The 13,162-nt window shown below is 65.4% G+C and carries 12 protein-coding genes; 8 read left to right on the forward strand and 4 right to left on the reverse strand.

What is annotated here, in order from left to right; all coding sequences use genetic code 11:
* A partial coding sequence (locus LC092_RS20775) for a hypothetical protein (RefSeq protein ID WP_224809620.1) occupies positions 1-213 on the forward strand: 213 nt, incomplete at its 5' end.
* Here the strand turns inward: LC092_RS20775 and LC092_RS20780 are convergent.
* On the reverse strand, positions 171-1,127 hold the full coding sequence (locus LC092_RS20780) for a tripartite tricarboxylate transporter substrate binding protein (protein ID WP_224809621.1): 957 nt from the start codon (positions 1,125-1,127) through the stop codon (positions 171-173). The genes LC092_RS20775 and LC092_RS20780 overlap by 43 nt on opposite strands.
* A gap of 1 nt (position 1,128) precedes the next feature.
* Positions 1,129-2,565, reverse strand: coding sequence for an FAD-dependent oxidoreductase (locus tag LC092_RS20785; protein ID WP_224809622.1), 1,437 nt, complete (start codon positions 2,563-2,565; stop codon positions 1,129-1,131).
* 359 nt (positions 2,566-2,924) lie between these two features.
* On the opposite strand from LC092_RS20785, the gene LC092_RS20790 reads away from it, so the two are divergent.
* From LC092_RS20790 to LC092_RS20800, 3 genes are read left to right on the forward strand one after another with little or no spacing between them, the layout of a single operon-like run.
* On the forward strand, positions 2,925-3,698 hold the full coding sequence (locus LC092_RS20790; protein WP_224809623.1) for an SDR family NAD(P)-dependent oxidoreductase: 774 nt from the start codon (positions 2,925-2,927) through the stop codon (positions 3,696-3,698).
* On the forward strand, positions 3,695-4,138 hold the full coding sequence (locus LC092_RS20795; protein WP_224809624.1) for a tripartite tricarboxylate transporter TctB family protein: 444 nt from the start codon (positions 3,695-3,697) through the stop codon (positions 4,136-4,138). Before LC092_RS20790 ends, LC092_RS20795 begins: the two co-directional genes overlap by 4 nt.
* A 5-nt stretch (positions 4,139-4,143) precedes the next feature.
* On the forward strand, positions 4,144-5,652 hold the full coding sequence (locus LC092_RS20800; RefSeq protein ID WP_224809626.1) for a tripartite tricarboxylate transporter permease: 1,509 nt from the start codon (positions 4,144-4,146) through the stop codon (positions 5,650-5,652).
* Between the two features lie 260 nt (positions 5,653-5,912).
* On the opposite strand, the gene LC092_RS20805 is transcribed toward LC092_RS20800, so the two are convergent.
* Entirely contained in the window at positions 5,913-6,878 is a 966-nt protein-coding gene (locus LC092_RS20805) for an isocitrate lyase/PEP mutase family protein (protein ID WP_224809627.1), read from the reverse strand.
* Positions 6,875-7,549: a GntR family transcriptional regulator gene (locus LC092_RS20810; protein WP_224809628.1), complete on the reverse strand. Its 675-nt coding sequence runs from the start codon at positions 7,547-7,549 to the stop codon at positions 6,875-6,877. The genes LC092_RS20805 and LC092_RS20810 overlap by 4 nt, the downstream gene beginning before the upstream one ends.
* A 145-nt stretch (positions 7,550-7,694) precedes the next feature.
* Here LC092_RS20810 and acnA point away from each other — a divergent pair, with 145 nt between their 5' ends.
* The 4 genes from acnA (at position 7,695) to LC092_RS20830 (ending at position 12,988) form a co-directional block, all read left to right on the forward strand.
* Positions 7,695-10,427: an aconitate hydratase AcnA gene (gene acnA, locus LC092_RS20815; RefSeq protein WP_224809629.1), complete on the forward strand. Its 2,733-nt coding sequence runs from the start codon at positions 7,695-7,697 to the stop codon at positions 10,425-10,427.
* Between the two features lie 67 nt (positions 10,428-10,494).
* Positions 10,495-10,893, forward strand: a complete 399-nt coding sequence (locus LC092_RS20820) for a nuclear transport factor 2 family protein (protein ID WP_224809630.1) — start codon at positions 10,495-10,497, stop codon at positions 10,891-10,893.
* Positions 10,890-12,248, forward strand: a complete 1,359-nt coding sequence (locus tag LC092_RS20825) for a dihydroorotase (RefSeq protein ID WP_224809631.1) — start codon at positions 10,890-10,892, stop codon at positions 12,246-12,248. Before LC092_RS20820 ends, LC092_RS20825 begins: the two co-directional genes overlap by 4 nt.
* 14 nt (positions 12,249-12,262) lie before the next feature.
* Positions 12,263-12,988, forward strand: coding sequence for an isochorismatase family protein (locus LC092_RS20830; protein ID WP_224809632.1), 726 nt, complete (start codon positions 12,263-12,265; stop codon positions 12,986-12,988).
* Positions 12,989-13,162: the final 174 nt, after the last annotated feature.

Here is a 13,162-nt window from a genome sequence, read left to right on the forward strand (position 1 = left end):
AACAAGCTGCTCAAGCGTCACCATCTCGAGCGCTGTCTGATCCGGGCCGGGCTTCTTCAACATAAAAACAATGAATCAAAAACCCCCGGCCAAAGCCAGGGGTTTGTCAGCAGTCTGAAAAGGCCGGCGCACACCGGCGCCGGCCTTTTCACGCTGCAACAACGATCGACTTACTTGGAGAAGTCGATTGTCGGGAGGAGCCACGCGAAGTAGCTGTTCTCGGCCTGAAGGACCTCCATGAAGGTCAAGGCATCCGCATAGTCGATCTCGGTCAGGGTCGACTTGCCGAACTTGACGAAAGTGTCGCCGGCGGCGGCGGCCTTCACAGCTGCGGAGATCTTGTCGACGATCTCGTCAGGCGTGCCGGCCGGAGCCCACAGGCCGACGTTGGGCGGCAACGCCAGATCGACACCAGCTTCCTTGAGCGTGGGAAGATCGGGCGCAAGCGATGCCCGGGTTTCGCTGAGCTGTGCCAGGGCGACGAGCTTGCCCGCTTCCGCCTGCGGCAGGATCGCGGAGGCAAAACCGAGCACCAGATCGACATCGCCCGCAACGGTCGCGGCGATCGCCGGGGTCACACCGCCGAAGGGGATGTGGAACAGGTCGAGTTCGGCGGCACGCGCAATCGCCTCGGCGGCAATATGCGTGGCGCCACCGGTGCCGGCGCTGCCGTAGCTCACCTTGTCCGGATTGGCCTTGGCGTAGGCGATCATCTCTTCCATGGTCGTGAAGGGCGCCCCGACGCGGGCGGCGATCACATTCGGCCCGACCGCGACACGCGCCACCGGCTTCAGGTCGTCAAAGCCATAGGGGAGTTCGCGCTGGTGCGGCGCCACGGTCTGCACCGAGCTCACCGCGAAGAGCAGCGTGTAGCCATCGGGATCGGAATTGGCGACATAGGCGCCGCCAACCGTACCGCCGGCACCCGGGCGGGTTTCCACCACGACGGGTGTGCCGAGTTCCTTCGACAACCCTTCCGAAAGCGTTCGGGCCAGGGTGTCCGTGGAGCCGGGCGAATAGGGCACCACGATGGTCACCGGGCGCGACGGAAACTCGTCCGCCTGGGCCATCGTCGCTCCAAGCGCGAGTGCTGCGCCGGCCAAAAGGCCTGTGAGTTTACGTATCATGTCATCCTCCGTGTTGGACATGGGTATGGGTATGGGAAAGCGTATCGGGCCGGGACAGCGGCGCCTGCAGCGCCTCCTGCCCTGCGGTTCGGCCCGCGATATAGCCAAGACCGAGCGCCGACAGGAGACCGTTTCCGGACGTGTAGCCGTCGGACCCGCTGCGCCCGCTGATGCCGACGGCGGCGCCGCCACCGGCGAACAGTCCCTCAATGGCCGATCCATCGTCGCGCAGGACCCGCGCCTGGCTGTCGATCATCAGACCGCCCTGGGTATGAAACAACGCCGGCTCGATCCGGGTCGCGCAATAGGGCGGGACCAGCGGGCCAAGCCCCCAGTCGCGGCGCGCGAAGACATCCTCGCCGCCCTCCGCCGCCTGGCGGGCTCCGGCAACCGTCTCCACAAGCGCTGAAGCGCTAAGATCAAGGCGCGCGGCCAGATCCTCCAGCGTCTCGGCGACGATCATGACGCCGGGCTGGCAGACCTCGGCGAATGTTGGCTGACCGGCACGCACGTCGCCGGCGATGCGCGTGTCATAGATCATGTGGAAAGGCCCTTCAGCGGCCAGTTCCCGTGCGGCGAAGGCCGAATAGCCGATCGTTTCATCCGCGATACGACGTCCGTCGCGGTCGACAATGACGGCACCGCGTTCGACAACCGTCCATGTGACCAGGGCGCCGTTGCGCGTCGCAAGCGCCGCATGCCCCTGAAACGCCGCCGTGTTGCCGGTCGCGGCGCGCAGGTCCTGCCCCCAGCCGAGCGCCTCGCCCTCGCTGCCCCGAGCCCCGGCGTATTGCGCCGCCACGGCGAGAGGGCACAATTTGGCCAGCAACGAACGGTTCGCGCCAAAGCCGTTTGACGCAAGAATCACGGTTTTCGCGCCGATGCGGGTGGATTCGCCACGCCGGTCACGGGTTTGCGCGCCGATGACGCGGTCGCCCGACGTCAGAAGGCGGATGGCAGGCTGTCCGCAAGCAACCGGAATGCCCCGCTCTTCGATCGTGCGTTCCAGGTCGCGGATCAAATCCGAGCCATCCCGTGAGGGCGGCGCATGCAGGCGTGCAACGGAATGTCCGACGTGCCGATAGGTCTCAACCAGTTCCAGCGTCACCCCGGCGGAATCGACAAGCCATTCAACGAGTTCCGCCGACCGCTCGGCGAGGACGGCCTCGACATGAGGTGCGTCATGAGGTCCGGAGACGCGCGCCAGATCGGCACGGAACCGGTTGGCATCGTCCACGATGCCCGCTGCGGCCTGAAACCGCGTGCCGGCTCCCGGTATGGATCCGCTGGACAGGCTGGTGTTGCCGCCCGGACGGTCGAGCTTCTCGACGATGGCGGTTTCCGCCCCCGCATCCTGCGCGGCGATCGCAGCCGCCAGACCGCACCCTCCCGCACCGATGACGAGAACGTCTACCTCGATATCGAACTCGACGCTCATGAACATCCCCCGGCAGAGCGTGCCTCACGCGCAGGGTCATGACAGACACTGCCCCACACTCATCATTGCGAACGCATCCCGTTCAAAGTGTCAACACTATCTCCGAGACTCGGTCGAAGTGTCAACCGTTTTGCTAAAAACCCGACAGCATTCTCTCCCGGCGGGCTCCTAAAAAGAGATGTGGCTAACTGACAACACAGGAAACTGCTGTTTTTCGGCTGCGTACAAAAACCTGACGCTCACACAAGCGGCATATTTCCTTAGCGCGAACATATAGTGTTGACAGTTTAGCCCAAAAAAGGAGTATGTGGGCGGACGCGAGGGACGGGACGGGCAAACACCCGGCAATCGGAAGCGGAATGAACGATCAAACAGCCAATGGCGGCGGCGAGCAGGCAACGGCCCTCGTTACGGGCGCGGCTTCGGGAATTGGCCAGGCGGTCGCGCGGCAGCTAAAATCGCAAGGCTGGCGCGTCACGGGGATCGATCGCGCTCCGCTCGGGAAATCGGACGCAGGCGGCACGGACCACATCATCGCCGATCTCGCGGATCCAGATGACTGCGCCGAGGTCTGCCGAACGATCCGGGGACGGCGCTGGACGGCGCTGGTTCATGCCGCCGGCGTGATGCGCAGCGACGCCCATGCGGACACATGGCGCAGCGGTGGCGCGGAACTCTGGGCGGTCCATGTCGCGGCCGCCGCCCGCCTGGTCGACGCCATTGCCGACACCATGCCGGACCGGCGCGGGCGGATCGTCCTGGTTTCAAGCAGGGCGGCACGGGGACGCGCCGGCCGAATGCTCTATGCCGCGTCGAAGGCCGCCATGGACGGCCTGGCCCTTTCGCTGGCGCAGGACTTGATCGCGCGGGGCATCACCGTGAATGTCGTGGCGCCAGGCACGACCGACACGCCGATGCTGGCCGATCCCGAGCGCGGCGATGCGCCGGTCGCCCTGCCGCCGCTCGGGCGCCTCATCGATGTCAGGGAGATTGCCGCAACGGTCGGCTTTCTGCTCGGCGCCGATGCAGGGGCCATCACCGGCCAGACAGTGTATCAATGCGCCGGCGCCTCGCTGACAATGCCGGGCGCCGCGTTCGGAAAACGGGTTCACGCGAACCGGGAGGACGTATGAAAACGAAGTGGAACAGGCCCGAACTCCTTGCGGCCTCTGCCTTCATGGCAACCGGGTTCGGCGCCCTATGGATCGCGCGCGACTATCCGGTCGGAACGGTGACGCGGATGGGGCCCGGCTTCGTCCCGATCGCGATCAGCGTTCTCCTGATCCTGAGTGCCGCCGTGGTCGCCATGCAAAGCCGGAGCCTTCCGGCAAGTGCGACGCGCCCGCGGCTCAAGCCCTTCGTTTTCATCATTGGTGGCATCCTCGCCTGGGCGCTGCTGGTGGACCGTGTCGGCTTCGTTCCCTCCACCGTCATTCTCGTGCTGGCCTGCGCTTCCGTGGAGATCGGCTCCACATGGCGCGCGAGCCTGCTGCTCGCTGGCGGCCTGTGCGCCGCCGGCTATGCCATCTTCATCCGGGGTCTCGGCATCCCGCTTTCGCCCTTCGGAGGATAACCGCGATGGACCTTCTTTCCGGACTCGCACTCGGCGTCGAAATGGCGATCACCTGGGAGGGGCTGCTGTTTTGCCTGATCGGCGTCTCGATCGGCATGTTCATCGGCGTTCTTCCCGGCATCGGACCGCTTGCCGCCGTGGCAATGACCCTGCCGATCACCTATCACCTGCAGCCGATGAGCGCGCTGATCATGCTCGCCGGCATCTTCTACGGTGCGCAATACGGCGGCTCCACCGCCTCCATCCTGCTCAACCTTCCCGGCACCTCGACAACGGCGGTCACCGCACTCGACGGCTATCCGATGGCCAAGCAGGGCCGCGCCGGGGTCGCACTCTTCATCACCACGATCACCTCCTTCTTCGGCGGCTGCGTCGCCATCATCCTGCTGATGGGCTTCGCCCCGGCGCTCGGCAAGATGGCGCTGAGCTTCTCCTCGGCCGAATATTTCTCGATCATGCTGCTCGGCCTGGTGGCCGCCGCGACCATGGCGATCGGCAGTCCGATGAAAGGCATCGTCTCCGTGATCGCCGGGCTGCTGCTTGCGATGGTGGGGATGGACACCACCTCGGGCACCGTGCGCTATTCCTTCGGCATCCTGGAACTACAGGACGGGCTGAACCTCGTCGCCATGGCGATGGGCCTGTTCGGCGTCGCGGAAATCCTGAAGAACGCGGGACAGCCCGACCGGCCGACCGACAAGCTGCAAAAGGTGCGGCTGCGCGAGCTTTTGCCCACCCGCGACGACCTGCGCCAGACCTGGAAGCCGGCGATCCGCGGTGCCGGCATCGGCTCCTTCATCGGCATGCTGCCGGGCGCGGGGCCGACGCTGGCCGCCTTCCTCGCCTATGCAATGGAAAAGCGCGTGGCGCGCGACCCGTCCCGCTTCGGCAAGGGCGCGATCGAGGGCATTTCCGCCCCCGAAGCCGCGAACAATGCCTCGACCCAGGCCGCCTTCATCCCCACGCTTGCGCTCGGCATCCCGGGCGACGCCTCCATGGCCGTGCTGCTTGGCGCGATGATGATCCACGGCATCACGCCGCGCCCGGAATTCTTCACGGTGCACACGGACCTGTTCTGGGGCCTCGTCGTCAGTTTCTGGATCGGCAACCTGATGCTGCTGGTGCTGAACATTCCGCTGATCGGCGTCTGGGTGCGGATTCTCACGATCCCGCAAAGGCTGCTGTTCCCGGCGGTGATCTTCTTCATCTGCGTCGGTGTCTACAGCGTCAACAACAATCCGTTCGACGTCCTGACGGTCATCGTCTTCGGCGTGATCGGCTACCTGATGAACATGCTGAACTATCCGACGGCACCGCTGCTGATGGGCTTCATCCTGGGACCGATGATCGAACAGCACTTCCGCCGGGCGCTGCTGTTCTCGCGCGGCGACCTGTGGACCTTCGTCGACCGTCCGATCAGTGCAGCCTTTCTCGCCTGTTCGGCGGGCCTTGTTCTGCTGCTGGTGTTGCCGAGCCTGCGCCGGACGGCAAGCCGGTTGAAACGCGCGTTCTAGCAAAACACCGCGAAAGACGCGGGAACACCGAAAGGGCCGGCCCATGCGCCGGCCCTTTTTTCGGTCCCCACCACCCCCAGTGCAGTCCACCCTCCGTGCACTCCAGCCTCCGTGCAGTCCACGGGGTTACGCGTGTCAGGCGCCTTCAGCCGGACGGCGACACCGTGCGGCACAGGTCGTCGCGTTGCCACCCCGGCACAGACAAACGAAAACGGCGGCCCGAGGGCCGCCGCTGGTTCGTGCCAAACCGGTCAGGTCGCTCACACGGCGGTGCCGACCTTGAGCGGGGCATCGGCGGGATCCGTATCCACGCCGTCCAGGTCGTTGTAATAGGCTTCCATCGCCTTGACTTCCGGTTGACCCATCAGGCCCCAGATATCGTCGATGCCGACGAGAAGATCCGGGCGGTCGACGACCTCTCCGGTGGCAATGGATCCCTTGAGGATCGCGAGAGCGTTTTCCATCGCCATCAATGCGGCTGCCGGAAGCATGCGCGGCAGGGTCACGCGCTTGACGCCCAGCTCCGCCAGGCGGCGGACCGGAATGAGCGGCGTGGTCGGGCGGTTGCGGATGCCAAAGCCCATGTTCACCGAAACCGGGATGGGGACGGCGTCGACCAGCGCCTTGATCTGGTCCTCGCCGTGAATGGCGTCGGCAAAGATCAGATCCGCGCCGGCGCTTGCGTAGAGCCGCGCGCGGCGAATGGCGCCTTCCAGTCCCTCCACGGCGATCGCGTCGGTGCGCGCCAGAACAACGAAATCGTCATCGCGGCGGGCATCGCAGGCTGCCTCGATCTTGCGCGCCATCTCGCGCATGTCGATGACGTCCTTGCCGGTCATGTGCCCGCAGCGCTTGGGGCTGACCTGGTCCTCTATGTTGACGCCGGCAACACCGGCCTCCTCGAAGCGCTGGATCGTGTGATAGACGGTGACCGGATTGCCGTAGCCGGTGTCGGCGTCGGCCATCACCGGGATCGACACGCTGCGCGCGATCATCCGGCAGGCATCGACATTGTCCGTCAGCCCCATGATGCCGACGTCCGGAACGCCCATGCGGGAGTTTGCAAGACCGGCACCGGTGGTGCAGGCGGTCTTGAACCCCATCTTCTCGACCAACCGCACGCTGTAACCGTCGTATACGCCGGGTGAAACGAGGATATCCTCGCCTGCGAGCAGTTCCCGCAAGACCCTTGTCGGTTTTGCCTGTCGGGGATCGGTTTTCTTCATCCGGCATTCCTCTTTTCGGATTGGTCCGCGCCGTCCTCGTCCTTGGATTCCAGAAGGTCGTGAAGGGCGCTGGTGGCGCGCGCGATATGCGCGCGCATCAAGGATTCGGCCAGATCCGCATCACGCGCCTTCATGGCCCGCAGGATCTGCCAGTGTTCGGAAAAGGCATTCTGGCGCCGCCCCGGCACATCGCCGGACCGCGCGCGATAGAGCCGCAGCAGATAGTAGAGTTCGTCGCACAGCAGCGAGCGGATCCGGCTGTTGCCGCTTGCCTCGGCAATGCGCACATGCACATCGAGCACCGGACCATCCTTGTTCTCCAGCGCATCGGAAAAATCCGCCAGCAGACGGTCGAGGTCGCTGTCGGACATCGTCTGGGTTGCCAGCCGTACCGACATGCCCTCGACTGCTTCGCGCAACTGGAAAATCTCGATCATGTCCTCGACGGACAGATCCACCACACGGGCCTTGAGGTAAGGCTCCTTGACGACCAGGGCCCGGCCCTGCAATTGCTTGACCGCTTCGCGGACCGGGCCGCGAGAGACCTGAAACCGTTCGGCAAGGGCGGCCTCGTTCACGACGCCACCCAAGGGAATCTCGCCGCGGACCAGAAGATCGAATATCTTCTTGAAAACCTGGTCGACCAGCGTCCTCTGCTGCTTCTCCGCCAAGACACACCCCTTCTGTCGACACTTCGCCAAAACATATTGCAATTATGGCGACGCTAGCCCAATTTTCATTGGCATTCAAGCTTGTTTCAACAAAAGTGTTGACACTTTTTCGCCGTACCGATAAGTGCGAGGGAAAGGAGGACCCATGCAAAGCCAGAAGCGCATACCCTTCGCCACGCTCCCGGTCAGCGGCGCGGACGCTCACACCCTCATCGACCTGAAGGCGCTTACGCGCTCGCGGCAGCAGCCGTTGCCGAAGAGCCTCGCCGTCGTGCTGGAAAATCTTGCCCGCCAGGCGCTGACCGATCCCGACCTTGGGGACACGGTCGACCGGGTTGCGGCCTGGTCCGGGGGCGACGGGGATCTCGTCGTTCCGCTATCCGTCAGCCGTGTGCTGCTGCCCGATTCCAGCGGCTTGCCAGCGCTGATGGATCTCGCCGCGGCACGGGACGTGCTCGCGGCCGAGGGCAGCGATCCGGCCAAGGTTGAGCCCAGCGTTCCGGTGACGCTGGTCGTCGACCATTCCCTCATCGTCGATGTCGCAGGTCGGCCGGACGCCGAGGCACGCAACATCGAGAAGGAATACGAGCGCAACCACGAGCGCTACGCCTTCTTCAAATGGGCGCAACAGGCCTTCGACCGCCTCGACGTGGTCCCGCCCGGCGCCGGCATCATCCACCAGGTCCATCTGGAAAAGCTCGCCCGGGTCATCGACACCGTGGCCGTCCCGGGACACGGCCCCTTCGTCGCGCCTGAATTCGTGCTGGGCTGCGATTCCCATACGCCGATGGTCAATGGCCTGGGGCTTCTCGCCTGGGGCGTTGGCGGCATCGACGGCGAAGCCGCAGCGCTCGGGCAGAAATATGTCGTGCGCATCCCGCGGGTCGTCGGGGTCCGCCTCACCGGCACCCTGCCGGCCGGCGCGACCACAACCGACCTGGTCCTCACCGTGACGCAGCGCCTGCGGGAAGTGAATGTGGTTGGCGCCTTCGTCGAATTCTTTGGCCCCGGCGTCGCGGCCCTTGCCGTTCCCGACCGTGCGACGCTTGCAAACATGGCGCCGGAATATGGCGCCACCGTCGGTTTCTTTCCGATCGACGCACGCACGATTGAATATCTCGCCCAGTCGGGCCGCGACCCAGACCATGTGGCGCTGGTGGAGACCTACGCACGCGCCAGCGGCCTCTTCGCCGAACCCGGGGATGCGGATCCGGTGTTCTCGCAGGTCGTCGACATCGACCTGTCGTCGATCGTACCGAGTGTCGCCGGACCGAAACGGCCGCAGGACCGCGTGTCGCTCACCGACATGAAGTCCGCCTTCCGGGCGTGCCTCACCCGGTCGACGCAGGATGGCGGCTACGGCCTGACGAGCGCCCAGGAGGACGCGCACGCGTCCGTGCGCATCGACGGCCGGGACGTGACGCTCACCCATGGTGCCATCACCGTCGCGGCGATCACCTCCTGCACCAACACCTCCAATCCCTCGGTGATGATCGGCGCGGGTCTCCTGGCGCGCAATGCGCGCGCGCTCGGGCTGGAAACCCCGGCCTGGGTCAAGACCTCGCTCGCTCCCGGCTCGCGGCTGGTGCGCGACTATCTCACGGACGCCGAGCTGATGGCTCCGCTGGAAGACCTCGGCTTCCATATCGTCGGTTACGGCTGCACCACCTGTTCGGGGAAATCCGGTCCCGTTCGCCCGGAGATCGCCGACGCCGTGCTCGACAACGGCCTGGTCGCCGCCGCCGTTTTGTCCGGCAACCGCAACTTCGAGGGCCGGATCCACAAGACCTGCCGCGCGGCCTATCTGGCCTCGCCGCCGCTGGTCGTGGCCTTCGCGCTCGCCGGTCGCGTCGACATCGACTTCGAGACCGAACCGCTCGGCCAGTCCGCCGACGGCAAACCGGTCTATCTGCGCGACATCTGGCCGGACCGCGACGAAATCGACCGGCTGGTGCGCGACAGCCAGCGGCCCGACCGCTTCCGCGAGAGCTACAAGACGCTCTTCGATGGCTCAAAGCTGTGGCATGCACTGGACACCGCGAGCGGTGCGACGTTCCCCTGGGATCCGGCCTCGACCTACATCAAGCGTCCGCCCTTCTTCGACCTGACGCGCGGCCCGCTGCCGGATGTCATCGACGGCGCGCGGGTTCTGGTAAAGGCCGGTCATTCGCTGACCACCGATCACGTCACGCCGTCGGGCGAAATCCTTCCCGACAGCCAGGCCGGCCGATATCTCATCGACAGCGGCGTGGCGCCCAAGGATTTCAACGCCGTGACGCAACGGCGCGGCAATCACGAATTCATGGCCCGGATCACCTTCGCCAACCAGCGCATGAAGAACGATCTCGCCGGCGGCATCGAAGGCGGCTTCACCCGCCTGTCGCCGGAGGACGACCCGGTGACCGTCTATGATGCCGCCATGCGGTATCGCGAGACGGAGACCCCGGCCTTCGTGCTCGCCGGCAAGGACTATGGCATGGGGTCGAGCCGCGACTGGGCCGCCAAGGGGCCGAAACTGCTGGGAATCCAGCTGGTGCTGGCGGAATCCTTCGAGCGCATTCACCGCGCCAACCTGATCGGAATGGGAATCCTGCCCCTGGTGTTCGACGACGGCGCCTCGGCGGCGTCGCTCGGTCTGACCGGCTTCGAACGCTACAGGTTCAGCGGGATCCGCGATGCGCTGGCGCGAGGAACGCCGGTGCAGGTGCAGGCCGACGCCGGCGATGGCCGCCGGACGGAGTTTGCCGCGCGCATCGACATTTCCGGGCCGCAGGAGCGCCTCCAGCTGGAGCGCGGCGGTATCTTCGAAACACTGCTCGGCGAGCTCACCGCAGCGGACGGCGAAAACGGCATGCACGGCAGCGCCCCGCGCGGCTGACCCGGCGGCGCCCGCCGAGCGGCATCGCTGAACGGATGTTTTCACCCAGCTTGAAAGGGAAACACGGATGAACCTGGACGAGGCAAAGGAAATCGCGGTCGGCTACCTCGACGCGATGGAACGCCGGGATCTCGACGCGGCGCGTGCCTTCATCGGCGACGCCCCGCAAATCACCTTCCCGGGCAGCCGGCACTTCACCGACATCGAGCAAATCGTGCGCAACTCCGGTGGACGCTACAACGTCATCCGCAAGTCGATCGAGCGGCGCGATGCCTGGCCGGACGGCGACACGACCGTCGTGTTTATCTCCGGCACCCTGTTCGGCGAGTGGCCGGACGGCTCGGCCTTTGAGGGCATCCGCTTCATCGATCGCTTTGAAATCGCGAACCGGCGGATCGTTCGCCAGGAGGTCTGGAACGACAGCGGCGAGCGGCTCCTTGCCATGCAACGGGAGGCAGCGGAATGAAATTCGATCTTGCACTTTCCAACGGCGACATCGTCTTTCCGGGCGAGGGCGTGTCGCGCGGAAGCATCGGCATCGTTGACGGCCGCATTGCGGCGATCCTCGATCCGTCCGAACGGGTCGAGGCCGGCCGCGTGATCGATTGCACGAACCGCTGGATCCTGCCGGGCGTGATCGATCCGCATACCCACATCGGCTTCGGCGACAAGGAAAACGACTGGACGACGGAGACAGCGACGGCGGCGCTCGGCGGCGTCACCGGCCTGATGAGCTTCTGGCGCAGCGACGATCTCGACGCCTCGACCGCGCCCTGGATCGCGGAAGGCGAGGCGCGCTCCAGCGTCGACTTCGGGCTGCATTTCGGTGTCACCTCGACACGCCATGTCGATGAGCTTCAGGCGCTGTCGCGGCGCTACGGCATTTCCTCCATCAAAGTCTATCTGATGTACAAGGGCGCGACCGGCGCCGCGAAGGGCTTCACGGAGGTCGACGACGCCCTGCTGTTGCGCGCGCTGCAGGCGGGCTCGCGCGTGAAGAACGGCGTCGTCAGCGTCCATTGCGAGAACACCGAGGTGATCCCCGTCTTCCGCGAGCCGCTGAAGGCCGCAGGCCGCGATGACCTCCCGGCCTGGGACGAACAATCGCCGGGGTTCCTTGAGACCGAGAACGTCTTCCGCGTCGCCTTCTTCGGCGAAAAGACGGGTTGTCCGGTCAACATCGTCCACATGTCGGCGGTGGAAAGCCTCGATCTGGTGCGCCGTCTGCGCCATCCCGGCCGCCCGCCGATCCACGTCGAGACCTGCATCCACTATCTGTCGTTGACGAAGGACAGCGGCATTGGGTCGATCGGCAAGGTCAATCCGCCGCTGCGCAGCCAGTCGGATGTCGACGGCCTGTGGGAAGGCGTTCGCAACGGCGAGATCACCACCATCGGCTCCGACCATGTCGCCCGCAAGCGCGCCACCAAGGGGCCGGACATCTGGTCGGCCACCGCCGGATTCCCGGGCCTGGCGCAGATCGTGCCGGTGCTGGTGGAGGAAGGCTACCACAAGCGCGGCATCCCCATCGAAACCCTGGCGGCGACGACCTCGCGCAATGTCGCGGAGCTCTATTCCCTGCCGAACAAGGGCCGGATCCAGCCGGGCTATGATGCCGATTTCGCCATCGTCGACCCGGCCGGCTCGACCACGGTCGACCCGGCCGACTATCCCTCCCACTCCGACTATTCCCCCTTCGAGGGCATGACCTTCCGGGGGGCCGTCACCCATACGGTCCTGCGCGGCACACTCACCGTCGACGCCGGCAAGGCCGTCTCGCTGGACACGGCCCCCGGCCACTATCTCAAGCGCCTAAGCTGAAAGGACTTCAAGACATGAGCGAACGCATCTGGGACAAGTTCCTGACCGAAAAGGACAAGGAAATCTTCCAGCTCGCCGGCTACGGCAAGCGCGGGGGTTTCGGCACGCGGCCGGCCCTGTTCATCATCGACGTGCAGTATAATTTCTGTGGCGACGAGCCGGGCGAGGACCATCGCGAGGGCCTGAAGAAATACCGCACCCATTGCGGCGAGGCCGGCTGGAAGACCGTCCCGCACATCGAACGGCTCCTGAAGATCGCCCGCGAGAAGAACCTCCCGGTGTTCTACACCCAGTCGGAGCGTCGCGCCGACATGATCGACAGCGGCGTGCAGGTCGGCAAGAGCCATCGCGGCGCGGAAAAGACCAGCCAGGAAGGCAGCCACGCGACGCAGACCGTGGCTCCGCTCGCGCCGCAGCCGCAGGACATCCTGATCGGCAAGCGCAAGCCGTCGGCCTTCTTCGGCACGATGTTCATGAGCCACCTGAACTTCCTGGATGTCGACACGCTGATCCTGTGCGGCTGCACCTCTTCGGGCTGCCTGCGCGCGACCGCCGTCGACGGCTATTCGTTCAACTTCAAGGTCGTCATTCCCGAAGAAACGGCCTTCGACCGGTTCGAGGCGAGCCACGCCATGAGCCTGTTCGACCTGAACTGCAAATATGCCGACGTGATCCCGACCGACGAGGTGGCCGACTACATGTCCGCTCTTCCCGTGCGCAAGGGTCCGGGCGAGGCCTGACGCCGGCCGTCAAACGCCCCTGGCAAGACGACGAGCGGGCGCCTTCGCGGCGCCCCAGACTGCTGACAAACCCGTCGATTTCGGCGGGTTTGTTTTTTTGCAGTTTTGGTTCTGAGGTTTTGAGCGGTTTTGGTTCAGGGTTAGATTGGTCCAGCCACCTCAGGCTGGGGCTTG

The organism is Stappia stellulata, assembly GCF_020176715.1.
Lineage (GTDB): Bacteria > Pseudomonadota > Alphaproteobacteria > Rhizobiales > Stappiaceae > Stappia.

What these genes read in the sequence shown, in the direction of transcription:
- LC092_RS20780 (WP_224809621.1), bottom strand. Translation starts at nt 1,127, where the DNA reads ATGATACGTAAACTCACAGGCCTTTTGGCCGGCGCAGCACTCGCGCTT.
- LC092_RS20785 (WP_224809622.1), bottom strand. Translation starts at nt 2,565, where the DNA reads ATGAGCGTCGAGTTCGATATCGAGGTAGACGTTCTCGTCATCGGTGCG.
- LC092_RS20790 (WP_224809623.1), top strand. Translation starts at nt 2,925, where the DNA reads ATGAACGATCAAACAGCCAATGGCGGCGGCGAGCAGGCAACGGCCCTC.
- LC092_RS20795 (WP_224809624.1), top strand. Translation starts at nt 3,695, where the DNA reads ATGAAAACGAAGTGGAACAGGCCCGAACTCCTTGCGGCCTCTGCCTTC.
- LC092_RS20800 (WP_224809626.1), top strand. Translation starts at nt 4,144, where the DNA reads ATGGACCTTCTTTCCGGACTCGCACTCGGCGTCGAAATGGCGATCACC.
- LC092_RS20805 (WP_224809627.1), bottom strand. Translation starts at nt 6,878, where the DNA reads ATGAAGAAAACCGATCCCCGACAGGCAAAACCGACAAGGGTCTTGCGG.
- acnA (WP_224809629.1), top strand. Translation starts at nt 7,695, where the DNA reads ATGCAAAGCCAGAAGCGCATACCCTTCGCCACGCTCCCGGTCAGCGGC.
- LC092_RS20820 (WP_224809630.1), top strand. Translation starts at nt 10,495, where the DNA reads ATGAACCTGGACGAGGCAAAGGAAATCGCGGTCGGCTACCTCGACGCG.
- LC092_RS20825 (WP_224809631.1), top strand. Translation starts at nt 10,890, where the DNA reads ATGAAATTCGATCTTGCACTTTCCAACGGCGACATCGTCTTTCCGGGC.
- LC092_RS20830 (WP_224809632.1), top strand. Translation starts at nt 12,263, where the DNA reads ATGAGCGAACGCATCTGGGACAAGTTCCTGACCGAAAAGGACAAGGAA.